At 68.7% G+C, this 26,358-nt stretch carries 23 protein-coding genes; 12 read left to right on the top strand and 11 right to left on the bottom strand.

From position 1 onward, the window contains the following. The first annotated feature begins 11 nt into the window (after positions 1 to 11). Together KBY86_RS10730 and KBY86_RS10725 are read left to right on the top strand one after the other, a co-directional pair. Entirely contained in the window at positions 12 to 1,436 is a 1,425-nt protein-coding gene (locus KBY86_RS10730) for an isochorismate synthase MenF (RefSeq protein ID WP_255141086.1), read from the top strand. Between the two features lie 41 nt (positions 1,437 to 1,477). After that, entirely contained in the window at positions 1,478 to 3,205 is a 1,728-nt protein-coding gene (locus KBY86_RS10725) for a cyclic nucleotide-binding and patatin-like phospholipase domain-containing protein (protein WP_255141085.1), read from the top strand. A gap of 141 nt (positions 3,206 to 3,346) precedes the next feature. Here the strand turns inward: KBY86_RS10725 and KBY86_RS10720 are convergent, their stop codons facing one another. From KBY86_RS10720 to grxC, 3 genes are all read right to left on the bottom strand, one after another. After that, positions 3,347 to 4,363, bottom strand: coding sequence for a fatty acid desaturase (locus KBY86_RS10720; protein ID WP_255100100.1), 1,017 nt, complete (start codon positions 4,361 to 4,363; stop codon positions 3,347 to 3,349). Between the two features lie 97 nt (positions 4,364 to 4,460). Continuing rightward, positions 4,461 to 5,477 carry a glutathione synthase gene (gene gshB / locus KBY86_RS10715; protein WP_255141084.1) on the bottom strand — a complete coding sequence of 339 codons (1,017 nt, stop codon included), beginning with the start codon at positions 5,475 to 5,477 and terminating at the stop codon, positions 4,461 to 4,463. A gap of 3 nt (positions 5,478 to 5,480) precedes the next feature. Further along, positions 5,481 to 5,771: a glutaredoxin 3 gene (grxC, locus tag KBY86_RS10710; protein WP_255141083.1), complete on the bottom strand. Its 291-nt coding sequence runs from the start codon at positions 5,769 to 5,771 to the stop codon at positions 5,481 to 5,483. A 119-nt stretch (positions 5,772 to 5,890) separates the two neighbouring features. Between grxC and prfB the strand changes: the two genes are divergently transcribed. From prfB to KBY86_RS10680, 6 genes are all read left to right on the top strand, one after another. Continuing rightward, positions 5,891 to 7,016, top strand: a protein-coding gene (gene prfB / locus KBY86_RS10705) for a peptide chain release factor 2 (protein WP_144036962.1) whose coding sequence is annotated in 2 segments (ribosomal slippage) — positions 5,891 to 5,965 and positions 5,967 to 7,016 — 1,125 coding nt in all. Because the reading frame shifts where the segments join, the coding sequence is not laid out codon by codon here. A gap of 32 nt (positions 7,017 to 7,048) precedes the next feature. Then, the gene (locus KBY86_RS10700; protein WP_255141082.1) at positions 7,049 to 7,252 is read left to right on the top strand and encodes a DUF3285 domain-containing protein; all 204 of its coding nucleotides are present in this window, start codon (positions 7,049 to 7,051) and stop codon (positions 7,250 to 7,252) included. Further along, entirely contained in the window at positions 7,249 to 7,860 is a 612-nt protein-coding gene (ybeY, locus tag KBY86_RS10695; RefSeq protein WP_255141081.1) for an rRNA maturation RNase YbeY, read from the top strand. The genes KBY86_RS10700 and ybeY overlap by 4 nt, the downstream gene beginning before the upstream one ends. A gap of 99 nt (positions 7,861 to 7,959) precedes the next feature. Continuing rightward, positions 7,960 to 8,382 carry a diacylglycerol kinase family protein gene (locus KBY86_RS10690; RefSeq protein ID WP_233132917.1) on the top strand — a complete coding sequence of 141 codons (423 nt, stop codon included), beginning with the start codon at positions 7,960 to 7,962 and terminating at the stop codon, positions 8,380 to 8,382. 62 nt (positions 8,383 to 8,444) lie between these two features. Continuing rightward, complete coding sequence (locus KBY86_RS10685; protein ID WP_094511813.1) at positions 8,445 to 9,059, top strand: aminodeoxychorismate/anthranilate synthase component II; 615 nt, start codon at positions 8,445 to 8,447, stop codon at positions 9,057 to 9,059. Between the two features lie 146 nt (positions 9,060 to 9,205). Continuing rightward, a complete protein-coding gene (locus tag KBY86_RS10680; protein ID WP_255100684.1) occupies positions 9,206 to 9,892 on the top strand; it encodes an MBL fold metallo-hydrolase in 687 nt (228 codons plus the stop codon). Positions 9,893 to 9,966: 74 nt separating this feature from the next. Here KBY86_RS10680 and KBY86_RS10675 read toward each other — a convergent pair whose 3' ends face one another. After that, positions 9,967 to 10,806, bottom strand: a complete 840-nt coding sequence (locus KBY86_RS10675) for a hypothetical protein (protein ID WP_255141080.1) — start codon at positions 10,804 to 10,806, stop codon at positions 9,967 to 9,969. 102 nt (positions 10,807 to 10,908) lie between these two features. Here KBY86_RS10675 and KBY86_RS10670 point away from each other — a divergent pair, with 102 nt between their 5' ends. After that, positions 10,909 to 11,616 carry a hypothetical protein gene (locus KBY86_RS10670; RefSeq protein WP_255141079.1) on the top strand — a complete coding sequence of 236 codons (708 nt, stop codon included), beginning with the start codon at positions 10,909 to 10,911 and terminating at the stop codon, positions 11,614 to 11,616. Positions 11,617 to 11,628: 12 nt separating this feature from the next. Here the strand turns inward: KBY86_RS10670 and KBY86_RS10665 are convergent, their stop codons facing one another. Further along, positions 11,629 to 13,518, bottom strand: a complete 1,890-nt coding sequence (locus tag KBY86_RS10665; protein ID WP_255141078.1) for a glycosyltransferase — start codon at positions 13,516 to 13,518, stop codon at positions 11,629 to 11,631. 34 nt (positions 13,519 to 13,552) lie between these two features. Between KBY86_RS10665 and KBY86_RS10660 the strand changes: the two genes are divergently transcribed. Further along, positions 13,553 to 14,719, top strand: coding sequence for a glycosyltransferase (locus tag KBY86_RS10660; protein ID WP_255141077.1), 1,167 nt, complete (start codon positions 13,553 to 13,555; stop codon positions 14,717 to 14,719). On the opposite strand, the gene KBY86_RS10655 is transcribed toward KBY86_RS10660, so the two are convergent. The 6 genes from KBY86_RS10655 to KBY86_RS10630 form a co-directional block, all read right to left on the bottom strand. Beyond that, the gene (locus tag KBY86_RS10655; RefSeq protein ID WP_255141076.1) at positions 14,713 to 15,372 is read right to left on the bottom strand and encodes a hypothetical protein; all 660 of its coding nucleotides are present in this window, start codon (positions 15,370 to 15,372) and stop codon (positions 14,713 to 14,715) included. The two genes, KBY86_RS10660 and KBY86_RS10655, sit on opposite strands and share 7 nt — an antisense overlap. Continuing rightward, entirely contained in the window at positions 15,369 to 16,595 is a 1,227-nt protein-coding gene (locus KBY86_RS10650; protein ID WP_255141075.1) for a glycosyltransferase, read from the bottom strand. The genes KBY86_RS10655 and KBY86_RS10650 overlap by 4 nt, the downstream gene beginning before the upstream one ends. 2 nt (positions 16,596 to 16,597) lie before the next feature. Then, positions 16,598 to 17,728, bottom strand: a complete 1,131-nt coding sequence (locus tag KBY86_RS10645) for an HlyD family secretion protein (protein ID WP_255100111.1) — start codon at positions 17,726 to 17,728, stop codon at positions 16,598 to 16,600. 108 nt (positions 17,729 to 17,836) lie between these two features. Next, positions 17,837 to 20,800 (bottom strand): ATP-binding cassette domain-containing protein, encoded by a 2,964-nt coding sequence (locus KBY86_RS10640; protein ID WP_255141074.1) that lies wholly within the window; start codon positions 20,798 to 20,800, stop codon positions 17,837 to 17,839. Beyond that, a complete protein-coding gene (locus KBY86_RS10635) occupies positions 20,800 to 21,591 on the bottom strand; it encodes a peptidylprolyl isomerase (protein ID WP_094511830.1) in 792 nt (263 codons plus the stop codon). Before KBY86_RS10635 ends, KBY86_RS10640 begins: the two co-directional genes overlap by 1 nt. After that, entirely contained in the window at positions 21,588 to 22,568 is a 981-nt protein-coding gene (locus tag KBY86_RS10630; protein WP_255141073.1) for a tetratricopeptide repeat protein, read from the bottom strand. The genes KBY86_RS10635 and KBY86_RS10630 overlap by 4 nt, the downstream gene beginning before the upstream one ends. Positions 22,569 to 22,603: 35 nt before the next feature. Between KBY86_RS10630 and KBY86_RS10625 the strand changes: the two genes are divergently transcribed. Further along, positions 22,604 to 25,156, top strand: a complete 2,553-nt coding sequence (locus tag KBY86_RS10625; protein WP_255141072.1) for a glycosyltransferase — start codon at positions 22,604 to 22,606, stop codon at positions 25,154 to 25,156. Positions 25,157 to 25,166: 10 nt separating this feature from the next. Next, positions 25,167 to 26,237 carry a sulfotransferase gene (locus KBY86_RS10620; protein ID WP_255141071.1) on the top strand — a complete coding sequence of 357 codons (1,071 nt, stop codon included), beginning with the start codon at positions 25,167 to 25,169 and terminating at the stop codon, positions 26,235 to 26,237. The last annotated feature ends 121 nt before the right edge of the window (positions 26,238 to 26,358 follow it).

Below are 26,358 nucleotides of genomic sequence, written 5' to 3'. Positions count from 1 at the left end.
CCCTCCCCCTGGTGCAGGTCGCCCCTTCCTTCACCGATCTGCTGGCAGCCGCCGCCCTTGGGGCACGGCAGCTCGAGGAGGAGGGCGTGCTCAGCCTGGCCCTGCCGATTCCCGCTCGGGACCCGCTGGCGCTCCTCCCCCACCTGGGTGATGGTCATCGTTTCCGCTTCCTCTGGGATGGCGCCCCCGGGCTCTGCCTGGCGGCAACGGGCCACACAAACAGCCTTGTTCTGAGCGGTCCACGCCGCTTCGAGATGGCCCAGCGGTTCAGCGCCGTGAGCCTGAGCCGGCTGGTGACGGTGCCCCAGTTCTGCCCCGCCGCGGCGCGGCCCCGGGTGCTGCTGGCCTTCTCCTTCTTCGACAGCCCGCTGCAGGAAGGCAATGGTGTAGCCGGTGTGGAGGCGGTCCTGCCCCGCTGGCAACTCAGCCGCCAGGGCCGCCATTGCTGGCTGAGGTTGCAGCGCAATCTGGGCGGGGATGTCACCACCCGAGCGATGGCCGAAGAGCTCTGGGAACAGGCCCGCCGTCTGGAACAGCTGCCGACGGATCACGAGGCGGAGCTCCCCCTGGGCAGGGGCCCGGGCATCGCCAGCCGTTCTCCCTGGGAAGCGGGCTACCGCGAAGCGGTGACGCGTGCCCTGGAACTGGTGGAGAGCGGTGCCCTGCGCAAGCTGGTGGTGGCGGTGCGGCAGCAGTTGCAGCTCGACCGCCCGCTGGATCCACTCCAGTTGCTGGCCCATCTGCGACGCCATCAGCCCGGCAGCTGTCGCTTCCTGTGGCAGCAACGGGAAGGTGCAGCCCTGATCGGCGCCTCGCCGGAGCGGCTGCTGACCGTGCGCCAGGGCCAGCTGCGCAGCGACGCCCTGGCCGGCACCGCCCCCTGCGGGCCGCTGGCCGACCAGCTCAGCCGGTCCGTCAAAGACCGGCACGAGCACGAGTTGGTGGTGGAGGCGATCACTGAGGTGCTGGCCGGCGCCGGACTGTCGCCGCGGCGGCCGCGCCATCCGCGGCTGGCTCGGCACGGCCAGCTGGTGCATCTGCACACCCCCATCACCGCAGCCCTCGGGGACCAGCAGTTGCTGGCCCTAGCGGCGGCGCTGCACCCCACACCGGCGGTGGCGGGGCTCCCCCGGCGGGAAGCGATGGCCTGGCTGCGCAGCCTGGAACCGTTCGAACGCGGCCACTACGCCGCCCCGATCGGCTGGATCGACAGCGCTGGCGACGCCGAGCTGCGGGTGGCCATCCGCAGCGGGCGCCTGCACGGTGACCAGCTGGAACTCACGGCGGGTGCGGGCCTGGTGCGGGGTTCGGAACCGGAGCGGGAGCTGCAGGAAGTGGCCCTGAAACTGGGTGTCCTGCAACAACAACTCAATCTGCCGCTGGATCCAGCGATCCCGCACATACGCAGGCGCGCCAGTAGCAGCCTGCAGGGGTAGAGGGATAATCACACGCAGTTCAACAGTGCCGCACAGACGGGATGACGACGAGGGAGCGGCTGCAGAAGGTCTTCAAACACTCCCGGATGTTCAGAAGCATTCCGTCCAGCTGCATCGAGGCTCTGAACCCGCAGACAGGCACGATCAAAGAAGGCGATCTTCTCTTCCGAGAAGGGGAGTCAGCCGACTTCGCCTATGTGATTGAAGCAGGAATTCTCGGCCTGTTCAGCGGCGGACTGGAGCACACCACCTGCTGCTTCCGCAAAGTGGTGCAGGGGGATCTGGTGGGTGAATACGGGTTGTTCTGTGATCAGCCACGATCCGCTTCTGCGATCGCGCTGACCGATCTGAAGTACTTCCAGTTCGGCAAGGAAGATCTCCAGCAGATGCTGCATCAATCGGCTGATTTTCAGACTCAGCTGTTGGCATCGCTGGCCGAAGCCGCCTCCATCGGCAGAGATCCAAGGCAATCTCCTCTCAATACCATTCTGATTCACAATGTCCACCCGGAGTCCTTGCTCACACGCCAGGTCCTGGTGGAGCTGGCCAGCCATCTACGTAGCCAGGCAGGCAAAACCATCCCCTTAGAAAACCCTGTCATCACATGTCATTGCAGCAGCGAGGCTGAACTTCACCACCAGCTCACGGAAGCCACCAAAGCGCGCGATCTTCAGGTGTTGATCACGGACGATCCGCTGGCAGTGAGCTGGAGGAATCAGAAGTTGATCGACCGGCTGGTGATTCTCAGTGATGGCAGCGTTGACCATGCCGATCTGCCCAGCCGTATGGATTCGGAGGCGATTCTGGTGCGGCTCTGGCCCATGGAGCAGGATTGCCCCAGCACGCAGGGCTGGTTCAGCGACAAGAGTTTTGCCTTCGTGCTCAACATCAAAGCTGCCAAGCAAAGCCATTTGGAACGGCTGGCCCGCACGGTGCTGCGCCTCCAGAACATTCTGGTGCTGGGCGGTGGTGGTGCCAGGGGATTTGCTCATGTTGGAGCGATCGCTGCCCTACAGGAACTTCCGGTGGACGACATCGACATGGTCATGGGCGTGAGCATTGGAGCGCTCGTTTCCTCCTTGGCAGCCTTTGAGCTGACCGCGCAGCAAATCCTCGGACACCTTGAGCGAGTGATCATCGACGCCAAGCCCTACACCATCACCATTCCCCGCGACTCCCTGTTTTCGTTGTCCAATTCCCAGCGTGAGCTCGCCGCCTTCTTCGGTTGCTCGATGATTCAAGACAGCTGGTTGGTGCTGCAGTGTTTCTCCACCAATCTCTCCACCAATCAACTTCAAGCCTGGACAGCTGGCGACATTCCCACCGCTGTGATCGCCAGCATGTCAGTGCCGGGAATCTTTCCACCCGTTGAAGACACCACTGGCGAACTGCATGTGGATGGCGGAATCCTGAATAATCTTCCCATCGCTCCGGCCCGGCACCTGACCGATGGCAGGATCATCGCCATCTCGCTGGATGTAGAGCCGGATTCCGCCAATCAATATGGTGTGAACCGGCAGCGGCGCAGACCATCCCTCGGCAAAACCATCATCAACGCCATGATGTGTGCCTCCCACGCTGCTTCCCAGTCACAGGAACACCTTGCCGATGTGGTGCTGAGGCCTGAGATCGGGCACTACCCCTTCATGGAATGGAAGAGTTACAGCCAGATCTTTGAAGCTGGCTACAACCATGCGCGCAGCCAACTCCCCAGTTCACTCGCTTCGGGAAACACCCCCCAGACGCCGAGCAAGCCGAGCAGCTTCTGAGCGAGTGGGTCGAGCGCTGCGCGCTTAGCCATCAGCCACCCACCAAGTCAGCTTGGCCGTTGGATCGGCATCCAGCGCATCGGGATTCCACTGGTGCTGGTCTTCCTGCCCCGCTTGCTGCCAGGGTTGTGAAGCACGGCATCACATCAGCAAGGCCAGTCCCTCGATGTAGTTGTCCACCTTGGGCAGCGGTGGCTTGCCATGGCTGAGCAGTGTCTTCTCTGCGATGGCCGTGGCCTCGGGTAGCCGGTCGTAGGGGATCGACGGGTAGGCGTGATGCAGCGAGTGATGCGGCAGGCCTCCCATCAGCACGTTCACCAGCGGACCGGCGGCAATGTTGCGCGAGGTGTACAGCTGAGTGAGCTCATAGGTGGTGTTGGCGTGCCAGAGCCTGTGGTGCTCGATCATGCCGCGCACCTGCATCAGTCCGCCCACGAGGCGCTCCACCACCACCAGCATCAGGATCAGCTTGATCACCTCGCCCTGGCTGATTGCCCAGGCGAACATGCAGGTCTGCACCACCAGGATGCCGATCAGGTCGTTGACCATGCCGGCGACAAGGCGTGAATGGCTGTCACGCAGTTTCCAGCCGAACCAGAACATCGACACAATCAATTGCAGGCCGCCGAACACGAGCACGCTGATCCAGAACGGGTGCTGAAAGTGGAGACGCCGCAGCGCACCGGCCCTGGCCTCCTCCTCCTCGGACGGTTCCCGCCGCTCCGGGTCGCGCAGGTCCATCCCATTCATGCGGTGATGGAGCTGATGCAGATTGCGGTAAGTGCGATAGGGCCAACCGATCGGCCAGCTCAGCGCGCAGCCCACGGCCTGTTCAATGTCACCGAGGTCAAGCAGGGTGGAGTGGCTGATGTCGTGGGTGCTGATCATCACAAAGGCGTAGAGCAGCGTGCTCGCCACCAGCCAGGGCAGGGCCAGAAGCAACCGGGGTTCCTGCCAGTACATCCACAGACAGGCGAGCGAAGGCACCAGCAGGGCGAACAGACGCAGCCAGCCGAGGCCTTGATTCACCTTGAACAAGGGCTGAACCAGGTCCTCGATGCCTTCGGTCATCAGGCGGTCAGCGCGACGCTGCTCCTTACTGAATCCGGTGTCCTGATTGGAATCGCTACCCGGGACCAGGCTGGCGTCGGACGTCATGGTTCCGGTCGCGAAGATGGACCCAGAGACTAAACCCGATCCACGAATCAGCAGCAACGGCTCCTCTGGTGGACGGGCCCTGGCGGATGGCCAGGCCTCAGACCTTCAGGAGCCGCTCCATGGTGAGATCGGCCACGGGCACACCGCCCAGCCGTTCGATCTCGCGGATGCCCGTGGGGCTGGTCACGTTGATCTCGCTCAGGCGGCCGTCGATCACATCGATGCCCACGAAGAACAGGCCTTCCGCCTGTAGCACCGGCTCCAGTTCGGAGCAGATGGCGGTTTCGGCGGCGGTGAGGGCCGTGGGTTCAGGGGCGCCGCCCACCGCCAGATTGCTGCGGAACTCGCCGGGCAGGGGCCGGCGGTTGATCGCCCCCAGCGGCTCGCCGTTCACCAGCAGGATGCGTTTGTCGCCGGCGGTGACGGCCGGCAGGAAGGCCTGCACCATCACCGGCAGTGTCTGCTGGTGGGTGACCAGCTCCAGCAGGGCACGCAGGCCCGGTGCGGCGGCGGCGGTTCGCACCACGCCCTGGCCGGCGCGTCCCCCCAGCGGCTTGAGCACCACCTCGTGGTGCAGGGCGGCGAAGGCGGCCAGCTGCTGGGCATCGGCACTCACCAGCGAGGGCGCCATCAGGTGGCTGAAGCGCAGCGCGCCGAGCTTCTCATTCCAGGCCAGCAGGGCTGCGGGCCGGTTGAGCACGCGCACGCCCTGGTGCTCGGCCCGCTCCAGCAGCAGGGTGGCGTAGAGGAAGGCTTCATCGACGGGGGGATCCTTGCGCATCCACACCACCGGGAAGTGATGAAGCGGCAGCCAGAGCGGTTCCCCGGCGCTGAACCAGGGATCGGGCACCTGCCAGCCGTCACCGTCGGGGTGCATGGGGGCGAAGGTGACGGGGCGGGCGCGCACCAGCGGCGTGCAACCGGGGCCAGCGGCGCCGGCCCGCTCGCCTTCCACGGCCAGCTCGGCGATGGTGCAGACCCACACTTCCTGGCCGGCCCGCTGGGCGGCCTGCATCAGGGCGACGCTGGAATCCTTAGCCGGCCGCAGCCGCTCGATGGGGTCGACGACGAAGAGCTGGGAAGCGGGCGCCGGGGTGCGTGCTGTGGCCCCCACCCCTCAGGCTCCCTGCAGCAGGGGATCGAGGCGGCCGGTGCGTTCGAGGGCATGGAGCTCGTCGCAGCCGCCGATGCCCCGATCGGCGATGAAGATCTGGGGCAGGCTGGTGCGGCCATCGGCGCGGTCGGCCATGGCGGCGCGGGCCGCGTCATCGCCATCGATGCCGTATTCGGTGTAGGCGACCCCTTTGCGATCCAGCAGCGCCTTGGCGCGCATGCAGAACGGGCAGAACCGCCAGGTGTAGATCTCCACGCTGGGGCTGGCGGAGGAGGGAGCGGGGGATACCGCCATCAGGCTGGACCGGTGCTTTGGCTGGATCCTAGGAGCGGCCCCGGTCGGGGAGCGCCGACGCGGGCGTGGCAAGCAGGCGCGGCTGATACGGTCGAATCCACCACGCCCCAGGCCCGCCGGTGCTCGATCTCACCGATTTCAAGCGCGATCTCTCCGAACTCACCGACCGCCTGGGCCATGCCCAGGACTGTCTTTGACGTACCGGCCCTGAACGCGCGCCAGCAGGACCTCGAGCAGCTGGCCTCCCAGCCCGGCTTCTGGGACGACCAGCAGCAGGCCCAGAAACAGATGCGCCAGCTCGATGAGGTGAAGGCGCAGCTGGAGCAACTGCAGCAGTGGCAGGCGGCGATCGACGACGCCCGCGCCACGCTGGAGCTCTACGACCTGGAACCCGACGAGGAACTGCTGGGCGAGGCCAACGGCGGCCTGCAGAGCCTCAAGGGCGCCCTCGACCGCTGGGAACTGGAGCGGCTGCTGAGCGGCCCCTATGACAAGGAAGGCGCCGTGATCTCGATCAACGCCGGCGCCGGCGGCACCGATGCCCAGGACTGGGCGCTGATGCTGATGCGCATGTACACCCGCTGGGCCGAAGACCACGGCATGAAGGTGTCGGTGGACGAACTCTCGGAAGGGGAGGAGGCGGGCATCAAGAGCTGCACGATCGAGATCGACGGCCGCTACGCCTACGGCTACCTGCGCAACGAGAAGGGCACCCACCGGCTGGTGCGGATCTCGCCCTTCAACGCCAACGACAAGCGCCAGACCAGCTTCGCGGGGGTGGAGGTGATGCCGAAGCTGGACGAAGACGTGAAGCTCGACATCCCCGACAAGGATCTGGAGGTGACCACCTCCCGCTCGGGCGGCGCCGGCGGCCAGAACGTGAACAAGGTGGAGACGGCCGTGCGGATCCTGCACATCCCCACCGGCCTGGCGGTGCGCTGCACCCAGGAGCGCTCCCAGCTCCAGAACAAGGAGAAGGCGATGGCGCTGCTGATGGCCAAGCTGCTGGTGATCGCCCAGGAGCAGCGGGCGTCGGAGATCGCCGACATCCGCGGCGACATCGTGGAAGCGGCCTGGGGCAACCAGATCCGCAACTACGTGTTCCACCCGTACCAGATGGTGAAGGATCTGCGCACCGCCGTGGAAACCACCGATGTGCAGGGGGTGATGGATGGCGATCTCGATCCCTTCATCCAGGCGCTGCTGCGCCAGGGTGTGGAGATCGCCGCCGATGAGGCCGCCTGAGCCCCGTTGATCCCCTGATGGCCAATCCCCAGATGCCTGAGAGCAGCCCCCCGGACGCCCCCGGCGCGACCACGGCAGCTCCCGCAGTGCCACCGCCGAGCTTCGTGAAGCTGGCGATGCGCAACATGGTGCGCAAGGGGCGTCAGAGCCTGCTGCACTTCGGGCTCACCGCCGTGGGGCTCAGCTCCCTGCTGCTGCTGCTGGCCTGGTTCGGCCGCCCCACCCTGCCGCAATGACGCTGCCAGCCGCCCACGGCAACCTGCCGCTCCCGCCCGACCTCGACCTGGCCTTCTCCAGCGACGACGACCTGCCGGACGATCTGCTCGCCGCCGCCGGAGATCTGGCCGATCCGCTGGCGGGGGCCGATCTCTGGCACGGGGCTCTGAGCGTGTGGCTGGCGCAGCTGCAGGGCGAACTGCCGCCCGAGCTGGCAGCGTCCTCCTACAGCCTCGGGCTCACCCTGGTGAACGATGCGGCGATGGCGGAGCTGAACGCCGACTGGCGCCAGAAGGAGGGCCCCACCGATGTGCTGGCCTTCGCGGCCCAGGAGGAGGCGCCACCGCTGCCGACCGGCGACGACGACGAGGACAGCGAGCCGCTCGAGCTCGGCGACATCGTGATCTCGGTGGAGACGGCCGCGCGGCAGGCCGAGGCGGCGGGCCAGAGCCTGGCGCGGGAGCTCACCTGGCTGGCCAGCCACGGCCTGCTGCACCTGCTGGGCTGGGACCACCCCGACGACGCCCGCCTGGAGGCCATGCTCGCCCGTCAGGACCAGCTGCTGGAGGGCATCGCTGCGGCGGCGCCAGCAGAAAGCGGCGACGCCGGCCCGGTGTGCGAGCCGTGACCGGCAGGGGGAGCGTGCCAGTGAAACCAGCGGTAAGGTTCGACGCAGGCCCGAGTTGCGGCGCCCATGACCACGCTGCTGCCACGCTCCACCGAACCGATGGCGAGTGAAGCTCCTCGCCGGGGGCGCGGCCGCCGGGGCGGAGCCTGGAGGGTGGCCGGCGATCTGCCGCTGAGCCTGCGCTACGCGATGCAGGGGCTGGGCTACGGCTTCGTCAGCCAGCGCAACTTCCGCATCCATGTGATCACCGGCGCGGTGGTGTTCGGCCTGGGGCTATGGCTGCAGCTGAGCCTGGATCGCCTGGCAGTGCTGGTGCTCACGGTGGCGGCGGTGCTGGTGCTGGAACTGCTGAATACGGCGATCGAATCGGTGGTGGATCTGGCGATCGGGCGCCGCTTCCACCCACTGGCCAAGATCGCCAAGGATTGCGCCGCCGCCGCCGTGCTGGTGGCCGCCCTGGCTGCCGTGCTGATCGCGGCGCTGCTGCTGGTGCCGGCCCTGCTCCTGCGGCTGGGGCTTTGAGCCGCCCAAACCGCCGCTCCCTGGCGCGGGTGGGTTGAATGGCGGCAGGTCCGGCAGCCGGGATGCTTCTCGTTCTCGACAACTACGACAGCTTCACCTTCAACCTGGTGCAGTACCTGGGCGAGCTGGCGGCGCAGCACCCGCTGGCGGCCGAGCTGCGGGTGGAGCGCAACGACGCGCTCACGCTGGAGCAGATCCGCCAGCTGGAGCCGGCCGCGATCCTGATCTCGCCGGGCCCCGGTGACCCGGATCAGGCGGGCGTGTGCCTGGAGGTGCTGGCGGCGCTGGGGCCGACGGTGCCGATCCTGGGGGTGTGCCTGGGGCACCAGTGCCTGGCCCAGGTGTACGGCGGCAAGGTGGTGCGCGCCCATGAGCTGATGCACGGCAAAACCTCACCGGTGCTGCATACAGAGGTGGGGGTGTTCGAGGGGTTGCCCAACCCGCTCACGGCCACCCGCTATCACAGCCTGATCGCCGAGCGCGAGAGCCTGCCCGACTGCCTGGAGATCACCGCGTGGCTGGAAGACGGCACGATCATGGGCCTGCGGCACCGGCAGTACCGCCACGTGCAGGGGGTGCAGTTTCACCCGGAGAGCGTGCTCACCCAGAGCGGCCATCAGCTGCTGGCCAACTTCCTGCGGCAGGCCGCCAGCACGACGAGCGGAACCAGTCGGTAGGGCTCGCCCCGGCAGCGCTGCTAGGTTCCGCCAAGATCCGGCGCCATCGGGGCGCAAAGCAGCCCATGGCGTCCGACTCCCCGGCACCGGCCCCGTCCCGGCGCCGCCTGCTTGCCCAGCTGCTGGTGGGGGGCTTGACCCTGGCGATGCCCTTGGCCCTGGCGATGCCGCTGGCCGGCCATGCTGCCGGTGGGGTGAGCATCACCAGCTACGGGCACAGCGCCCTGCTGATCCGCGGCGGTGGCGCCACGGTGCTGCTGAATCCGTTCAAGGCGGTGGGCTGCGCCGCCGGGCTGCCGGAACCGAGGGTGAGCGCCGACGTGATCCTGGCCAGCAGCCGCCTGCTGGATGAAGGGGCGCCTGTGGCCACCGGCCGCTTCCTGGTCAGCCCGGGCTCCTACCGGGTGGCGGGTCTGCGCATCGAAGGCTTCGCTGCCCCCCACGACCGCCTCGGCGGCCGCCGCTTCGGCATGGCGACGCTGTGGCGCTGGAAGCAGGGAGGACTGGAGATCGCCCACCTCGGCGGCACGGCCGCGCCGCTGAAACCGGAAGACCGCGTGCTGCTCGGCAAGCCCGATGTGCTGATCATCGGTGTGGGCGGCGGCGCCAAGGTGTACACAGGCGCCGAAGCCGCTGAAGTGGTGCGCGAACTGCAACCACGCCGCGTGATCCCGGTGCAATACGTGAGCGGCACCACCCCCGCCAGTTGCGACCAGGGCAGCGTGAAGCCCTTCCTTGATGCCATGCCCGGCACCCCCGTGCAGCGCCCGGGCCGCACGGTGACCCTGGGGGCGCCCCTGAGCGACGCCACGCAGATTCTGGTGTTGCGCTGAAGACGGGCGAAGGCGACGTCATGGGTGGGCGGCTTGATCAGACAAGCGGCCTGCTGACCAGCGAGCCTTAGGCCTCAGCCATGGAGCCCATGGCCACCGGGTACTGCGGAGCTGCTGACTCCGATCAGGCGCCGAGCCCGCTCCAGCAGCTGCGGAAGTTGTTCCGCCAGCGTTGCTGTCCGCTCATGGTTGGCCAGGAAGTGGTCGAGTTCTCGCTCCATCTGCAGCAGATAGCCCTGCAGCAACCCCACATGCTCCTTTTCCAGGTCAAGGGAGCGTTCAAGCTGTTCACAACGCTCCTCCAGCTGGCGGTGTCCTGCGCTCGCCTTCAACCCCTGGCCTTCCAGAGCTGACAGGATCCGGGCCAATGGCATTGGTCGGCGCCAGTCGACACCCTCGGCGTGGCCGCTGGCATCGGCCCATTGCTGGGCGTCAAGCCAAGCCTTCAGCAGGCTCGGGCGGGCCTCCAGCAGTGCACGCGTGGCCAGTTCCATGGCGCCGCTCGACACCCCGCTCGCCAGGATCCCGCGGCGTTGCCCAGTGGCCAACTCTGGCAGTTCTGCGGCCAACAGCGCTGCCCCATCGCCACAGATGTTGATCAACTGGATCCGTTCCCGCCAGCGCCGCTTCAGTGCCGCCGATCTGGAGAGATCTGTCTGCCATTGATCAAGTGCGGCCTCCAGCTCCTGGGGAGCGTCAGAGCGCATCACCACGTCCGCCAGTCCGTCCGCCAGTTCCCCGTAGCAGATCCAGATGCGTGTGGACTCCCCCACTGCCGCAGGTTCCTGACAGGCAAGCTCCTGCAGCGAAGGAGCCCCAGCCGCCTGGCTGTACATCAGTCCGCTGCCGGGCAGGCCATACAGCCAGAGGGCGCCATGGCCGTCGTAGGAGCTGGTCTGGGGCGATAAACCCATGGATTGGTGGCCATCGCCGATCCCGTGGCTCCATCCTGCCGCCCTTGCCTCACGGCTGCCCGGCCAGCTCTTCGGTGGTTGGCTGCTGGCCAAGGCCAGACAATGGGAGCACACCACCAGGGGCTCGCCTTGCGGAGGGAAACACTGCTGGAGAGTCTGCGCCGGTTCCCCGGTGATGCCGGGATGATTCAGCGGCTGGGGCAAGAGCTGGAGGCCAGCGGCGATTGGCCATTGATGGTTGAGGCGCTTCAGCCCCAGCTCCAGCATGTGAAGGCCGGCACACCGCTGGAAGCGCAGATCACTTACCTGCTGGCGAAGGCCTCCCTGGAACTTGGCGATGAGCGGCGCGCCCTGGCGCTGATTGGCCGCTCCCTGCTCGGACGCCCGGATTTCGCCTTCAGCCACCACATCAAGGGTCGGGCGCTCGCCCGGCTGCAGCGCTGCGCCGAAGCGATTGCCGCGCAGCAGCGCTGTGTGGAGCTGGCACCCACGTTTTGCTGGGGTTGGTTTGAGCTCGGTTGCCAGCTGCGGCACCAAGGCGATCTTGAGCACGCCATGGGCAGCCTTCGCCGCGCCCTGGCTCTGCAGCCTGCTGAGAATCAGCACCACCACCGCCTCATTGAACGGGCGCTGGGCGAGGTGGAAGCCGAGCTCGCCCAGCGGGAACGCCAGGAAGCGGCCTTGTCGCTCTGGCCGGATCGTGCGCTGGTGCCCCAGGGACAACGGCTCCCATCACTGGACGAAATCGAGCTGCAACTGGAGCAGTTCCGCCTGTTTCTCCATCGCCACGAAGCCCAGCGAAGCCGCTGAACCGGCAACACGTCAGTCCCAGCCGGGGATCTGCAGTTCGCGGGGGCGGCCATCGTGGTGCAGTGCACTGCTCGCGCCCGGCCAGCACAGGCCTGGGCCGGCCATGGCTGCAGGCCAGCGTTGCCGCAGACCGGTGAGGCCGGCATGGCGGGCCGCACGGTCATCGCCGCGGCTGTGGCGGCTGCTCCCCTCGGCATGAACAAGCACCGCCTCCGGGGTGAGCACATGCCGCAGGCCGAAGGCTCCAAGCCGCAAGCAGAAGTCCACATCGTTGCCTTCCACCGGCAAGGCTGGATCGAATCCACCCGCCTCAAGAAACAGCGGCCGCCTCACCATCAGGCAAGCGCCGGTGAGGGCGGGCCAGGTGGTGAGAAAGGAACTGCGGGAGCGGTGCACGTGATGGTCTGGCGGCAGATCGCGGTAGGGGTGGGCACAGCCATCCCTGCCCAGCCCCGGCAGCACCCCGGCGTGCTGCAGGCGCCCTGCAGGCGTGAGCAGCAGGGCGCCTGCGCAGCCCACCACCGGGCGCAGCGCCTGGGCCGCCAGGCTTTCGAGCCAGCCGGAGTGGTGCCCACGGCGCTGCAGAGGGTGCACGTCGTTGTTGAGAAACAGCAGCAGATCTCCACGGGCGGCGCGGGCTGCCCCGTTGTTGAGCAGGCTCCAGTTGAACGGGCCATCGCCATCCAGCCAACCGGCCCGCAGACCTGGCCGCTCCTGCCATCGACGCTGCAGCTCGGCGCTGGCCTGCTGGCGTGAACCGTTGTCGACCACCCACACCTCAAGGCGCAGCCGGGGCGTCTGCGCCCGGTCAACCCCATCGAGGCAAGCCGCCAGCAGATCGGGGCGATCGCGGCTGGGCACGATCACGCTCACCAGCGGTGGCGAGCTAGGCAGGGCCCAGGTGAAACGGAAACCGGCCACCCCGCCAGGCTGTGCTGATCCCGGCGGCACCACCGTGTGGGGCGTGACGGCCGTGACCGCCTCACCCAGCTCGCGCAGGTGGCGGTGCAGCAGGTTGGAGCGAGCGATCGCCGGCCTGGCGGAGGGCTGGCCGCCTGCGGCAGCACGGCAGTGCACAAGGATGCGCGGCAGGGCAACCAGGCGCGGCTGGCAGGCGAGGGCCTGCAACTGCCAGGCAAACAGGGCGTCGGGTGCGGCAGGTGGTGGTGACAGGCCGGCCTGCTGCAGCCAGTCGAGCCGCCACACGCTCAGCCCATCCAGCCAGGGGGTGCTCCAGAAGCTCTCCGGCTGCCAACCCGGCTTGAACCAGGGCCCAAAACGCTCGCCGGTTGGGCTGATCAGGTCTTCGTCGGCGTAGAGGCCATCGGGGAGCCGTTCACCAGCGTCCTGCCGGCGCTTCAGTTCGGCCGCCACCCAGCCCAGAGCCCCCGCCCGCAGCTGGGCACCGGCACCGACGCAGACCTGCCAACCAGGCAGCGGATCAGCCGGCTCGAGAGGGGGCAAGGGCGGCTCCAGCTGCCGGCACCAGTAGCGGTAAGCGGCGGGGCCCAGCCCATCGGCGAGGGTCTCGCCGTCGAGAGCGGCGAGGCCCTCCAGCCGTTGCCGGCGGCGAGCGATCCAGGGCTGGTGCGGCAGGGCTGCCGCAGCCGCGGCCATGGCCCCGGCGGCAGCCGGCCAGTCGTTCTGCTCCTCCAGCAGTTCCGCCAGAGCGAAGGCGTTCCAGCCGAGGCCTGGATCGCAACGGGTGCTCTCTCGCTGCAGGCGAATGGCCTCCGGGCGCCGCCCCTGGCGCGCTCGCAGGCGGCCCAGCAGATGCAGGGCTGCGGCATGGCGCGGTTGCAGGGCCAGGCATTCCCACAGTGCAGCTTCCGCCTCAGCCCAGTGCTCCCGCTCGAGAGCCTGCTCGCCGAGGGAATACCAGTGCTGCGGTGTGGAAGCCAAGGGGAGGCCACACTGGATGGGTTGCCACAGCTCAGTGTCGCCCCTGGTTGTGAATCTGTGGGGCCATCTCGGCGGTGGGTTCGGCCTGGGCGAGGGTGCGCTGTGCACGGCGCGAGCCCTGCGTGCCGCCGGGCTCACGGTGCAGCTGCGCCACCTGCCCCTGGCAACCCATGCCGATGGAGCTGAGGGCGCCGCCGCGGGGTCAGCCGCCGCCGCGATCGATCTGGTGCACACCAACCCCAATGTGCTGCGGCAGACCGATGGCCTGGCGGAGCGGTTGCAGCTGGAGGCACCGCTGCGGATCGGCTTCTGGGCGTGGGAGCTGGAGGCCTTCCCCGACGGCTGGGAGGTGGGCTTCCCAGGCCTCGATCAGCTCTGGTGCCCTTCGCCCTTCTGCGCTACAGCCCTTGGCCAGCGCAGCCCGGTGCCGGTCACGGCGTTGCCGCATCTGATCGATTGGCAACGCGCCGACCGGCTGGCGCAGTTGCGCGCCGGGCGCAGTGGCTGTGGGGAGCCCTTCACCGTGCTCTATGCCTTCGATTTCTGGAGCACCCGCGGCCGCAAGAATCCCGACGGCGTGATCGAGGCCTTCCTCGCCGCCTTCCCGGCAGGCGGTGCGCTGGAGGCGCGGCTGGTGCTCAAGCTCGCCAGTGCCAGCCAGTTTCCGGAGGCCACCGCCCAACTGGTCGAGCGCTGCGCCGGCGATGCCCGCCTGCAGCTGATCACCAACCACCTGTCTGCGGGCGCCTTTGATGCGCTCTACGCGCAAGCCGACGTGGTGCTCAGCCTGCATCGGGCCGAAGGGTTCGGACTGCTGTTGGCCGAAGCCATGGCCGCTGGCATCCCGACGGTGGCCAGTGGCTATGGCGGCAATCTCTGCTTCATGCCCCCGGGAAGTGCGGTGCTGGTGCCCTGCCGCCGGGTGGCGATCCAACGCAGTGAGGGCGACTACCGGGCCGGTTGGTGCTGGGGCGAACCGGATCTGGAGGTGGCGGCGGCGGCCCTGCGGCGGCTGGCCGAGCATCCGGCCCAAGCGGCCCAGCTGGGCGCGGCGGGGCGGCGGGCGGTGCGGCAGGCCCTCGATCCAGCGGCCCTCGCCGCCGTGGTGGCCGAACGGATCGGCTGCCTGCTGCGCTGGGGGGGCCGGGCCGAGCTGGTGAAGGCCCTGCCCCCCAATCACCCGCTGCGCCGGCTTCAGTGACCCTCGGGCTGCGGCAGGGGCGACTGCAACCGTTCGAGCCGCTGCCGCAGGGGAGCTGACCAGGGGGTATCGATGGCCTGCAGAAGCTGCATGGCCCTGTCGAGGTCCAAGCAGCTGAGGCGCCGCATGCAGACCAGGGCCCGCACCGTCTGATCGGCGGCGCCATTGGCGCAGAGCCACTCAGCGAGTTCGGGGGCCAAGCCGGAGCTGGCGGCGGCGCAGGCGCCCTCCTGCCAGCCGGGTTGCTGCTGGCTCGCCAATTGCTGCAGACGCTGCAGCGCCCGCGCCGGATCGAGGGGCACCAGCACCTCCAGCAGGTTGCGCACGGTGAGGGGGCTGTCGCTGCCCCAGGTGAGAGCCTGCTCGTAGGCTGCGGCCGCGGCCGTCAGGCGCTGCCGGCCGCGATGGGCGTCGCCGAGCTTGTGGGGCGTCCAGAAACTGCGGCTGCCGGCGGCCAGGGCCCGCTCCAGGGCAGCTTCGCAGGCATCGAAGCGCCCTTGCATCAGCAGCACGTAGCCGAGCAGGTCGAGCAGATCAGGGGCCTCGGGGGTGAGCAACAGCAGCCGCTGCAGGGCCCCTTCGGCCACGGGCCAGTCGGCCTCGGCCAGGGCGCGCCGCAGCACCTCCGTCCATGACGCCGAGGGGGTGCTCATGGCGAGGGGAGCTCCTGGCCACAGGCCACCGCATCGAGCAGCTCGATCTGGGCGCTGACGCAACGGCGGTGATCGAAGTGGGCGGCCACATGACGGCGGGCACCGAGCCGCAGCGCAGCGGCAGCAGCGGGCTGCTCCAGCAGGGGCACGAGCAGGTCGAGCAGGACGTGCGGATCGTCGGCGGGCAGCAGCCGGCCGTTCACCCCCTCCAGCACCAGCCCCTCCACGCCGGCATCATGGCTGGCCAGAACGGGAGCGCCGCAGGCCATCGCCTCCAGCAGGCTCCAGCTGGGCACGTAGGGGCGGCTGAGGTAAACGTGCAAGCGGCTGATCTGGAACAGGCACCTGAGCTGGGAACGGGGCAGCAGGCCGGGGGTGTGCAGGCGGCTGCGGTCGATGCTGTCGCCGAGGCGAGCCAGCAGATGGGCCAACCAGCTCTCGCTGCCGGGGGGTGCGGCTCCGTAGCAACCGCGGTCGCAGGCACCGGCCAGCACCACCTGCAGGCGGGGCAGGCGGCGTTGCAGGGCCGGCAGCACGGCCAGTAAACGATCGAGGCCCCGCAGGGGTTCGAGGCTGCGGGCCGCAAAGCTGAGCACCATCGCTTCGGGGCCGAGGTTGACGCCGCCGGGGAGCTTGAGGCGGGCGAGCGGATCGGGGGCACAGGCCTGCAGGTCCACGCCTTCGTGGATCACCCGGAGGCGGGGGTGAAGCCAGGAGGGATAGCTGTCGCGCTGGAAGCGGCTGGCCGTGAGCCCCACCGCCATGCGGCGGATGGCCAGAGCGTCAGCCCACTGCTGCAGCTGCCGCCGGCCGGGCGAGGCCGCCCCGCCCCACACCTGGGGGGAACTGAGGTCGAGTTCGAGCAGGGCCACCAGGGGAGCAGCGGGGAAGAGGTCGTCGAGCAGAAGCGCATCGCCCCAGAAACAATGCGCGAGCACCACATCGGGCCGCCATCCCGATGCGGCCAAGGGCTTGAGGCAGTCCACCACCCGGCGTGCCTGGTGCCAGGGAGCCAGCAGGCGCCGCTCGGGATCGCCATGGCGTAGATCGTTGTGCACGTTGCCGCCCGTGGCGAGCCAGCGCAGACGGCCAGCCAGGGCCGGATAGCTGCCCGTTCGGCGTCCCACCGCCACCACGTCGTCGCCGCGGTTCACCAGGGCGGGCGCCAGATGCTGGAACTGACCAGGAAAATTCTGGTGCAGCAGCAGCACCCGCAGCGCCAACGTCAGCGGATGGTGCGCAGGGCGCGTGCACCGCCGGCAAAGCTGGAAAACAAGAGTTCGAGAATGCTGACTTTGTCGAGTTTGAGGTGGGCGGTGAGGGCCATGCCGGCCTGAAGCGAATAGCGCTGGCCATCGGCTTCGAGGTATTGGCGGCTGAGCTGCAGCTTTGCGGGAAAGCGTGGGGTTTGCACAGGGCTGTTTTCGGCGGGCGGCAGCGCATCGGTACCGATGGAGACGACCTCGGCGGGCAACCAGCCGTAGCGGTCACGCGGGTAGGCGGAGAACTCGACTTCGGCTCTCTGGCCGGGGCGCACGAAAGCAAGGTCGGCATCGGGCAGGTCGACCTCGGCCCGAAGGTTGTCGCTGGGCACCAGCTTGAGCAGGGGTTCGGTGCCACGGGCCACCAACCCGGGCTTGGCCTGGAGATCGAGCACCGTGCCGTCGAGCGGCGCCTTGAGCACCGTCTGGCGGAGACGGTTGCGGGTGGCCACCAGACTGGAGCGCGTTGAAGCGAGCTCACCGGCCAGCAAGGCTTCCTTCTGTGCCGATTCGGCCTGGAGCCTGGTGATCTCGGCGCGGGTGGAGCGGATGCTGGATTCCAGTTCCACCCGGCTCTTTTCAGTGTCGAGCACGTTGAGCTGGCCGTATCCGCCCTCTTGAGCCAGGGGACGCAGGCGGGCGAGCTGTTCGTTGGTAATGGTGAGCTGCTCCTGGGCACCGGCCAAGCGGGCATTGGCCTCGCCGATCGCGGCCTCCAGCCGCTGCAGCTCGGCGATGGCGTTGGCCTGAAGGGATCCCTGCCGGTCAACCAACGAGGCCGATTCAGCCGTGAGGGTTTCAGGATCGAGCACCACCAGGGGCTGGCCCGCCCGCACCAGCTGGTTTTCCTTCACCAGCACCTTGCTCACCACCCCCTGTTCCGTGGAGGCCACATCCTGGGTGGAGCGCAGCGTTTTGAGGCGGCCAGGCACGGTGACAACCCGGTCAACCTTGATGAACACCGCACTGGCCACCAGAGCCAGCACCAGCACGGAGAGGGCCGAGCCGATCGCCACGGGCATCCAGGAGGCCGGCCGGCTTTCGAGGCGGATGTCTTCGCTGGAAAAGCCAGTGTCTTCGATGGAGCCCAGCATCCGGTTGTGAGACCGGACGGGGGCGGTGGGCCGCAGCCTGCCAAGCAAGGAGCGGGATGGCGCGGCGGGGGGCTTGTTGGGCTGCATGGCGGGGGGCGCGGGTTGGGTTCAGGCCTGGCTGCCCTGGTTGGAATCGAAGGGAATCCCCACCTGCTGGTAATAGAGGGTGGCGTAGGAGCCAGCGAGGCGCATCAGGTCGTCGTGGCGGCCATCCTCAATGATCTGGCCCCTGTCCATGAAAAGGATGCGATCGGCCTCGCCCAGGGTAGTGAGCCTGTGAGTGATGAACAGCACGGTGGTGCCTTGAAACCGTTGCCGCAGCCTGGCGAACACCTGCCGCTCGGTCTCGGCGTCGAGGGCGGAGGTGGCCTCATCGAGGATCAGCAACGTGGGGTTCTGCAACACCATGCGGGCCAGGCAGAGCCGCTGGCGCTGGCCACCGCTCACGCCGGCGCCACGCTCGCCCAGCCGGGTGGCATAGCCATTCGGAAGGGCGCAAATGAACTCATGGGCGGCGGCAACGTTCGCGGCGGCGACCACGGCCTCCATGTCGGCATCAGGGCTGTTGAGGCAGAGGTTTTCGAGCACGGTGCCCTCGAACAGCAGGCCGTCCTGGGGCACGTAGCCCACCTGGGTGCGCAGGCTGGCGAGCTGAACCTTGCCCACATCCATGCCATCGAGGAACACCTTGCCCTGCTGGGGCAGGTAGAGGCGATCAATCAGCTGCACCAGGGTGCTCTTGCCGCTGCCGCTGAGGCCCACGATGCCCACGAACTGGCCCGCCTTCACGCTCAGGTCAAGACCATCGAGCAGGTAGGGGGTGCGGGTGCCGTAGCGGAACGACACCTGCTCAAAGCGGAGGTCGCCACGCAGGGGAGGCAGCGGTTGCTGCTGCTGGTCTTCAGGGCCGGCCTCCGGCATGCTCTCCATCACTTCACTGATCGCGGCCAGGGAGATCTGCAACTCCTGAATGCCCTGCCAGAGCCCACCAAGCCGCACCAACGAGCTCACCAACCGGCCGGAGAGGATGCGGATCGCGAAGAGCGCACCAAGGCTGAGATCGTTGGCCAGGATCATCACGACCGCCACACCCATCAGCACAACATCGGTGACGTTGCCAACGGTTTTACCTGCCTGATTGAGCAGGGTGGAGAGGCGCGTGAGCCGGTAGCGGGCATTGGTGTAGCGGCGGTAGCGATCCAGCCAGCGCCAGCGGGCCTCCACCTCGAAGTTCTGGCTCTTGACGGTGCGCATGCCCGAGAGCAGCTCCACCAGATAGGAGTTGGCCGACGCCATGTAGCGGTTGCTGATCTTGAGGTTGCGGCTGACCAGCGGGCTGCCGATCAGATTGAGGCCGATCATCACGGGCACCACCGCCAGGGTGATGTACGTGATGGTGGGGCTGATGAAAAAGAGAATCACCAGCACGATCAGGCCGAGCACCAGGTCGAGGCCAACGCCGAGCACCTGATCCACCACGAAACGGCGGATCGAATACAGCTGGTTCACGTTGTAGAGAATGGCGCCCACCTGGCGGCTCTCGAAATAAGGCAAAGGCAGGCGCAGCAGATGCTCCACCACCGACGATCCCAGGCGAACATCGACCCGATCGGAGAGATCGGCGGTGACCAGGGCCCGCACGCCGCCGATCACGGCGTTCACCAACGTGGCGGTGACCAGGACAAAGAGGATGGGCGCCAGCAGGGTGGGATTGTTGCGGCCGATCACCACATCGATCAGCAGCAGCACACTGAGCGGCAGCACCATGTCGAGCACCTGGTAAACCAGGCCCGAGAACATCACCATCGAAACCATGCCCGGGTAACGGGAAAAGGCACTGAGGAACCAGCCCAGGCCAGCCTTTTCGACCACATCACGGCCGGCCCTGCCCTCGCGCACCACCAGCACATCAAGGCCTTCGGGGCAGCGCTTCTCCAGCTCGGCCAGGCTGAGCCGCACCGGCCCGCGGCGGGGATCACCGATCAGCACGCCGCTGCCGCGGCCGGCCAGCAGCAGCAACACGAACTGGCCGTCGAAATCCATCACCGCCGGGGGCTCCAGCCGGGCCAGCTCCCAGGCGCGCGCCCGCAGCGGCCGGGTATCGAAGCCGAGGGCTTCCAGCTGCAGCCCCACCTGCGGCAAGCGCAGGGCACCGAGCCGTGCTTCCACATCGCGCAGATTACGCATCAGCTGCTCGTTGGACAGCACCACCTGCCGCGCCTGGCAGAGCTGCTGGATGCAGAGGAAGGCTTGCTCCACCCGATCAGCAGAGGGATTGGTGGCACCGCGGGCGTCGCCGCCCAGCGGGCGGGTGTCCACGAAGCCCAGCTCAAGGGGATCGACGGGCAGCATTGGTGCCCGGTTGGTCAGGGGGACCAGGGCGGAACTGCCCTCCTGGGGCAACTGGGCGTTGAGGGCCGCTTCCGGGATGGCCACCACCCGGGGCGGCAGTTGGTTCACCGCGCCGCGCCAGCCTTCCGAATCCGATTGGAGCCGATCCCCCGGCAGCAGCCCGGCCGGCTGGCGCGGCCCGCTGTACAGCACCAGGTGGCCAGGGGGGAGCTGGTCGTTGGGGCCGAGCAGCAGGGCCTCACCCAGCAACTGCTCCAGCCGCGCCTGCGGCCGCTCGGGCCGCAGGCCCTGGGCTTGCCACCACACCTCCATCAGGCTGGCGAGCTCTTCGAGCGACGGCCGGCCCGCCACGGCCTGGCGCAGGAGCGACTCCTGCTGCAACAGCCGGACAGCCAGGGCCGCCGGCAGCACCAGCAGGGCGCAGGGCTGAGAGGCCACCAAGCCCAGTTCCGGCTCACCGCGCCACAGGGAGGTCCAGCCGAGCCAACTGCCAGGGCCCACCAGACCTAGGCTGGTGGGTGGCTCCCCCAGCCGCACCTGCAGCCGCCGCAGCCGCCCCTCAACGAGCAGCGCGGCGCCGGGGGGCAGCTGACCGGCCCGCTGGAAGGGCTGGCCCACCCCCAGCTGAAGCATGGAGGCCTCGGCCGCCATCCGGTTGATCAGGTCGTCAGGCAGGTCGGCGAGGAGCGCCGAGTTGCGCAGAAGCTGGTCAAAACGCATCAGGGCTGGTCCTCCAGGGAAGGGGAAAACTGCATCAGCCGCTCACGCAGCTTCTTGAGTTGATCGCGCTGCCAGCGGCTGCGGCATTCCTCCAGGAGCTGGGCCCGGAGGCGGTCGTCGAGCTGAGCGGGTTTGAGCGATTCCACCCGGATCAGATGCACCACCCCGCCGATATCGAGCGGCGGAATCAGTTCGCCGGGTTTGTAGCGGCGTACCACCCGCATCAACAGCGGATTGAGCCGGTTCACCGGCAACGGACCCACCACCCCACGCCGCAGCCGATCGGCTTCGTCGGCATGGCGCTCCACCACTTCATGAAAGGAGCATTCCCCGTCTTGCAGCTGAAAGAAGAGCTCAGTGGCCAGGTCGGGGTCGCGCACGCGCACCAAGGTGAGCACCACTTCATCAAGCTGACCGCGGCGCTTCAGGAAGAGGCCAGGCACCTCCTGGCTCCAGATCCACTGGCTGGCACGGGCCACCCGGGTGTCGAAGCTGGCCAGGGCTTCCAGCTCTTCCAGCGAAAGCCCGCGTGCCTCGCGCCAGGTCTGCAGGGCGTCGAGGTTGTCGAGGCCACAACGGCGGGCGTAGCCGAGCAGCAAGGCTTCGTCGTCGTCCTCGGCCTCGGGATCCGCCTGCAGCGGTAAGGGGGCAGCGGCCAACTCCTCAAGCAGACGCCGCTGGCACCAGGCGCTGAGCAGTTCATGCCGGGCCAGGAACCGCACGGTGGCCTGATCCGGCAGAGGGAGTGTGTTGCCGAGATCCTGCAGCTGGGGCGGCAGCAGGGTGTTCATGGGCTACCGGTGCCGGCGGCGAGCTCCCGATACACCAGGGCCGCCTGCTGATAGTCACCCCGCCGTTCGAGCAACTCGGCCAGGCGGCGGTTGAGGTCGGGCTCGCGCAGGCGGGTGCGGAGGTGCTGAAGCAGGTCGATAGCCGCCGTGTCGTCGCCCATCTCCTCGAGATGCTTGGCCGCCACCACGAGTTTGTCGGGCTGGAGGTGATCGGGCTTGATGCGAAAGATGCGCAGCACCAACTGGGCGGCATCGATCGGGCGGCCGAGCTGGGTTTGGGCCACGGCCAGGTTGGTGAGGGCCGCCAACGACTCAGGCGATCCGGGGCGCGTGTGCTGGAGTGAGCTCTCCAGCAGCGGCACCGCCTCCTCGATCCGGCCGGTTTTCAACAGCACCCCGCCCAGATTCACCAGGCTGCGGAAATGATTGCCGTCGTATTTGAGCGCTTCGCGGAAGGCGCGCTCCGCCTCCGCCGGCTGATTTTTCAGCAGGTGGCACATGCCCAGCAGGCTGAAGGAATCAGCGCCACGGCCTCCCGCCACAATCAGCTGGCGCACTTCCTGCTCCACCTCGGCGGCGTTGGCGCTGCTGAGCTTCTGGCGCAGGGCCGCGAGGGGGTTGGGCGTGGCGGGAGCAGGAGGCTGGCCTGGACGTTGCGGCAGGCCCGGCATGGGCTGGCCGGAGGTGCGATCCGGCAGGGCGAGCTGGGTGTAACCGGCAAGCTGGGCTGCCGCAGGCCCGGCCAGCACCCGCAACATCACATAGGCCTGCCGGTAGTGGGAAACGGCGAGATCAGGCCGCCCATGGTCGTTGAGCTCTTCGGCGTAGCGAAACTGCAGCTCCGGGGAGGAGGGACCGGCGCTGGCTGGGGCATGGGGGGGTGGGGCAGGAGGCTGATCCAGGGAGAATGAACCGCTGGGGCCGGCAGAGCTTTTCTCCCCGCCGAGCATGCGGATCAAGGCCGTACGCAAACCCATCAGCCAGCCTCAGCCTGCATTTGCTTCGCCATATGTTGCCACGCGTTTCCGTGATCCTTCCGTTCCGCGATGCGGAACGGTGGCTCCCGGCCTGCCTGGCGTCGCTGCGGGGCCAGGAGCTGGCGGACTGGGAACTGGTGGCGGTGGATGACGGCAGCACGGATCACTCGGCCGCCTTGATCGCCGCGTGGTCGCGCGGAGGTGTTCAGCCGGTGCGGTTGATCCGCCTAGCGGCCGGGCGAGGGGTGGCCTCGGCCCGCAACATCGGCTGGGCCAATGCACAGGCGCCCCTGGTGGCCTTCCTCGATGCCGACGACATCGCCCTGCCTGCCCGGCTCAGCCACCAGGCGGCTCGTTTCGAGGCCGACCCCGGTTTGCAGCACCTGCTGTGCGGTTGGCGGCGCCTGGATGCTTCCGGCCAGCCCCTTCATGACGTGTGCCCCTGGCAGGAGGGAGCGGGCTGCGAGCTGGAGTCGGCCTTTGAGCACAAAGCCGTTCTGCCGAGCGCCTGGATGCTGCGGCGCTCGCTGCTGGCCAGCAGCGGCGGCTTTGATCCCGGGCTGCGGCACGCGGAAGATGTGGACCTGCTGTTGCGGCTGGCCGCCGATGGCCAGCGCGGCGCCTGGCTGGAGGAGGTGCTCTGCGGCTATCGGGTGCATGGCGGCGCGGCCAGCCGGCAGGCGGCCGATCAGGCCCGTGCGCTCCTGTGGGTGATGAACCGGCGCCTGGAGGCCCTGCCTGCGGCCCATCCGCTGCGGGCCCGGCGCACGGCGCTGCTGTTTGGAACCCGCGCCTGGGCGGGCTGGCACGCCTGGCAGGAACAACACCCTCAGCTGGCCCTGGAGCTGTGGCGCACCGCCTGGGGCAGCCGCCCGCACGGAGCCGCCCACACCTGGCTGCACCTGGCCGAAAACGCGGCACGCAGCTGCGCGCGCATCGGCCGCCAGATCAGCGCTGAACAGTGGCTGAGCGATCCCACCTGGCGCGCCCTAGAAGTGCTGGTGCTGGAGGATCTCGCCCACTCCGGCCGCGGCCGTACAGGCCGCCGGCTGCAGGGCCTGGCCAGCCAGCTGAGGGCTGAATTGCAGGACAGCGACCCGCTGTGGCAGCCGGAAGCACTGAGCCGCTGGTGGCAGACCCTGCCCGCCGGCTCTGACCCGTTGGCCAGCCTGCGGCTCCGGGTGCTGGCCTGGTGCGAGGCGTTGCTGCAGCCGCAGTCCAGCGCGGCCGAGCTGGCGGAGGAGCTGGCGGAGCTGCTGCGCTGCTGGGCCCTGATCAGCTGGCCGGAAAACGCCGAAACGGCGCGTCAGCGGTTGCAGGAGGTGTTTGAGCTGCAACCCGGTGGCGAACTGGCCCGGGCCATCGCGCGGCTGGCAGCCCCCCGCTACCCATGGGGTGCGGCGGCGCTGGAGCAGCTGGCGGCCCACCTGCCCCCCCAGCCCAGCGATGGCGCGGATGCCGCCCGCTTCGGGGGCCTGGCGGCGCCAGCACCAGCGGGGGCCTGCCGCGGCACCGACTGCCTCCCCTGTGCCCAGACCCTGCAGGAGCAGGGGTGGCGGGAGGAACGCTTCCAGCTGCATGAGCTCCACCACGGCCGCGCCTGGTTGCGCCCACCCAGCAGCAACCCCTGGGGCACCACCCACGGACTCGGTGTGGCCGATGGCGCGGGCGAGCTGCTGCCGCAGCTGTGTCGCCGCTATCCCCAGCCCTGGCCCACCTGCCCCAACCCTCCCACCAGCACCGAGCCGCCGCCGGCCGGAGCGCCGCTGGTGGTGGCCGGCACAGTGCTGGCCGTGGCGGACCTCTCCGCCGAGATCCACTACCACTGGCTGCTTGACAGCCTGCCGCGCCTGGGCCTGGCGCTGGCTGGCGCGGGGGGGTGGCCGGCCGCCTGGCACCTCTGGCACAACGGCGGCAGCAGCGAGCGGGTGCGCCGCTGCCTGGTGGACGACCTCGGCATTCCGCCCGAGCGGCTGATCGATGCGCGTGAACACCCCCACCTGCAGGCAGAGCGGCTGTTGGTGCCCGCTGCGCTGCATCCATTGGGTTGGCCGTCACGGCGGGCCCGCGCCTGGCTGCGCCACCGCTACCTACGGCCTGAGCAGCGGGGACCCCGGCGTGGTGCAGGCCGGCGGCTGTGGCTGGTGCGCGGCCCATCGGGCAGGCGACCGGTGTTCGGGGAGGCGGAGCTGCTGGCGCACCTGGAGCAGGAGGGGTTGGCGCTGGAGCCCACGGTGCTGGAAGGGCTGCCGCTGGCAGATCAGGCGGCCCTGATCGCCGACGCCGAACTGCTGGTGCTCGCCCATGGAGCAGCGTTGGCGGGCTTGGCCTTTGCACGACCGGGCACCCAGGTGCTGGAGCTGCATCAGCCGCGCTACGCCCCTCCCTACGGCCATGCCCTGGCGGCAGCGGGCGCCCTGAAGCTGGTGCGCTGCCTGCAGCCCGCTACCCCACCCAGGCTGTACAGCCAGCTGCTGTTCGAGGCGCCGATCACAGAGCCGATCCTGCTCGATCCCGTGCGTGTGGCGGCTGCCCTGCGACGGATCCAGCAGGACGCAGCGGCAGATGATCTAGGGCAGCCTGCCTAATCTCGCCACCATGCTGCTGGCAAAAACGAAAGGACTCCAACAGGCGGCGGCGGCGGCACGGATTGAGGGCCGACCCGAGGCCGCGGCTGCCGCCTACCTGCAGGTGCTGGCGCTGGATCCGGCGGACGCCAGCAGCCTGCGGGGCCTGTATTACCTGCAGATCGACGCCTCCGCCCGTCAGGAGCTGTTGCCCCAGCTGCGCCAGCTGATCGAGGCGGCACCCCCCCACTCCCTTGGCTTGTCGCTGTTGGCCCATTGGCTGCGGGACGACGACCCCGAAGCAGCGATGGCCCTGAACCGCCGGGCCGCCCGCCTGGGCCTGCCGGCCTGGCGCCTGGCAGCGGGAACAGACGGTGGGCTGCCGGAGGTGCTGATCCTCGGCGCTCCCAAGAGCGGCACCACCTCCCTGGCGGCCTACCTGGCCGGTCATCCGCGGGTGTGGCTGCATCCGCTCAAGGAACTGCACTTCTTCGACAACCACTGGCAACGGGGCGAGGCCTGGTACCGGGCCCAGTTTCCGGCGCTGCGCAGCCCGGGGCTGCTGCGGCTGGAGGCCACACCTGACTATCTGCAGAACCCGGAAACGCCGCAACGGATGCGCGCCCTTGTGCCGGAAGCGCGGCTGATCGTGCTGCTGCGCGAACCACTGGATCGGGCACTCAGCTGGCTGCGCCACATGCACAGCCTGATCGGCCTCTCGGGTGATGCCGGAGCCCTGCTGGCGGATGAAGCCGACCGGCTGGAGGCGATGGGAAGGGCGGAACGGGCAGCGATGGGCTGGTTTCGGCCCAATGCGCTGAGCGGCAGCCTCTACGCCGAGCAGCTACGCCGCTGGCAAGCGGTATGGCCGGCGTCTCAACTGCTGGTGCTGCGTTTCGAAGACCTGGCCCTCCACCCCGAGCGGGTGCTGCACCGCTGCCTGGCCTTCCTCGATCTGGAGCGCGAGGGCCTGCCGGCAGGCCGCAGCTATCCGGCGCACAACGTGGGTGTGGCACCCAGCCAGCCGATCGATCCGGCGCTGGCGCGCCGCTGCCGGGAAGGGGTGCTGGCGGAAGCGCTTGAGCTGTGGACGGCGTTGTGAGCCAATGGACAGCGCTCTGAGCGTGCCGAAGGTAGACAGGCTGGTGCAACTGCCGCCACCGTGCGACGACGTTGGCCGCCGTTGGCTGGCCTGGCGCTAGGGACACGACCGACGCCGCTCG

Origin of the sequence: Synechococcus sp. Lug-A (assembly GCF_024345655.1) — a bacterium.
In the GTDB taxonomy this organism is placed as follows: domain Bacteria; phylum Cyanobacteriota; class Cyanobacteriia; order PCC-6307; family Cyanobiaceae; genus MW101C3.
The sequence above is the reverse complement of the archived record's forward strand: the minus strand, read 5'-3'. Positions and strand labels throughout refer to the sequence as shown.

What these genes read in the sequence shown, in the direction of transcription:
- KBY86_RS10635 (WP_094511830.1), bottom strand. Translation starts at nt 21,591, where the DNA reads ATGAACACCCTGCTGCCGCCCCAGCTGCAGGATCTCGGCAACACACTC.
- KBY86_RS10725 (WP_255141085.1), top strand. Translation starts at nt 1,478, where the DNA reads ATGACGACGAGGGAGCGGCTGCAGAAGGTCTTCAAACACTCCCGGATG.
- KBY86_RS10685 (WP_094511813.1), top strand. Translation starts at nt 8,445, where the DNA reads ATGCTTCTCGTTCTCGACAACTACGACAGCTTCACCTTCAACCTGGTG.
- KBY86_RS10675 (WP_255141080.1), bottom strand. Translation starts at nt 10,806, where the DNA reads ATGGGTTTATCGCCCCAGACCAGCTCCTACGACGGCCATGGCGCCCTC.
- KBY86_RS10720 (WP_255100100.1), bottom strand. Translation starts at nt 4,363, where the DNA reads ATGACGTCCGACGCCAGCCTGGTCCCGGGTAGCGATTCCAATCAGGAC.
- ybeY (WP_255141081.1), top strand. Translation starts at nt 7,249, where the DNA reads ATGACGCTGCCAGCCGCCCACGGCAACCTGCCGCTCCCGCCCGACCTC.
- KBY86_RS10655 (WP_255141076.1), bottom strand. Translation starts at nt 15,372, where the DNA reads ATGAGCACCCCCTCGGCGTCATGGACGGAGGTGCTGCGGCGCGCCCTG.
- KBY86_RS10680 (WP_255100684.1), top strand. Translation starts at nt 9,206, where the DNA reads ATGCCCTTGGCCCTGGCGATGCCGCTGGCCGGCCATGCTGCCGGTGGG.
- KBY86_RS10630 (WP_255141073.1), bottom strand. Translation starts at nt 22,568, where the DNA reads ATGGGTTTGCGTACGGCCTTGATCCGCATGCTCGGCGGGGAGAAAAGC.
- grxC (WP_255141083.1), bottom strand. Translation starts at nt 5,771, where the DNA reads ATGGCGGTATCCCCCGCTCCCTCCTCCGCCAGCCCCAGCGTGGAGATC.
- KBY86_RS10620 (WP_255141071.1), top strand. Translation starts at nt 25,167, where the DNA reads ATGCTGCTGGCAAAAACGAAAGGACTCCAACAGGCGGCGGCGGCGGCA.
- KBY86_RS10690 (WP_233132917.1), top strand. Translation starts at nt 7,960, where the DNA reads ATGGCGAGTGAAGCTCCTCGCCGGGGGCGCGGCCGCCGGGGCGGAGCC.
- KBY86_RS10640 (WP_255141074.1), bottom strand. Translation starts at nt 20,800, where the DNA reads ATGCGTTTTGACCAGCTTCTGCGCAACTCGGCGCTCCTCGCCGACCTG.
- KBY86_RS10645 (WP_255100111.1), bottom strand. Translation starts at nt 17,728, where the DNA reads ATGCTGGGCTCCATCGAAGACACTGGCTTTTCCAGCGAAGACATCCGC.
- KBY86_RS10700 (WP_255141082.1), top strand. Translation starts at nt 7,049, where the DNA reads ATGCCTGAGAGCAGCCCCCCGGACGCCCCCGGCGCGACCACGGCAGCT.
- KBY86_RS10670 (WP_255141079.1), top strand. Translation starts at nt 10,909, where the DNA reads ATGGGAGCACACCACCAGGGGCTCGCCTTGCGGAGGGAAACACTGCTG.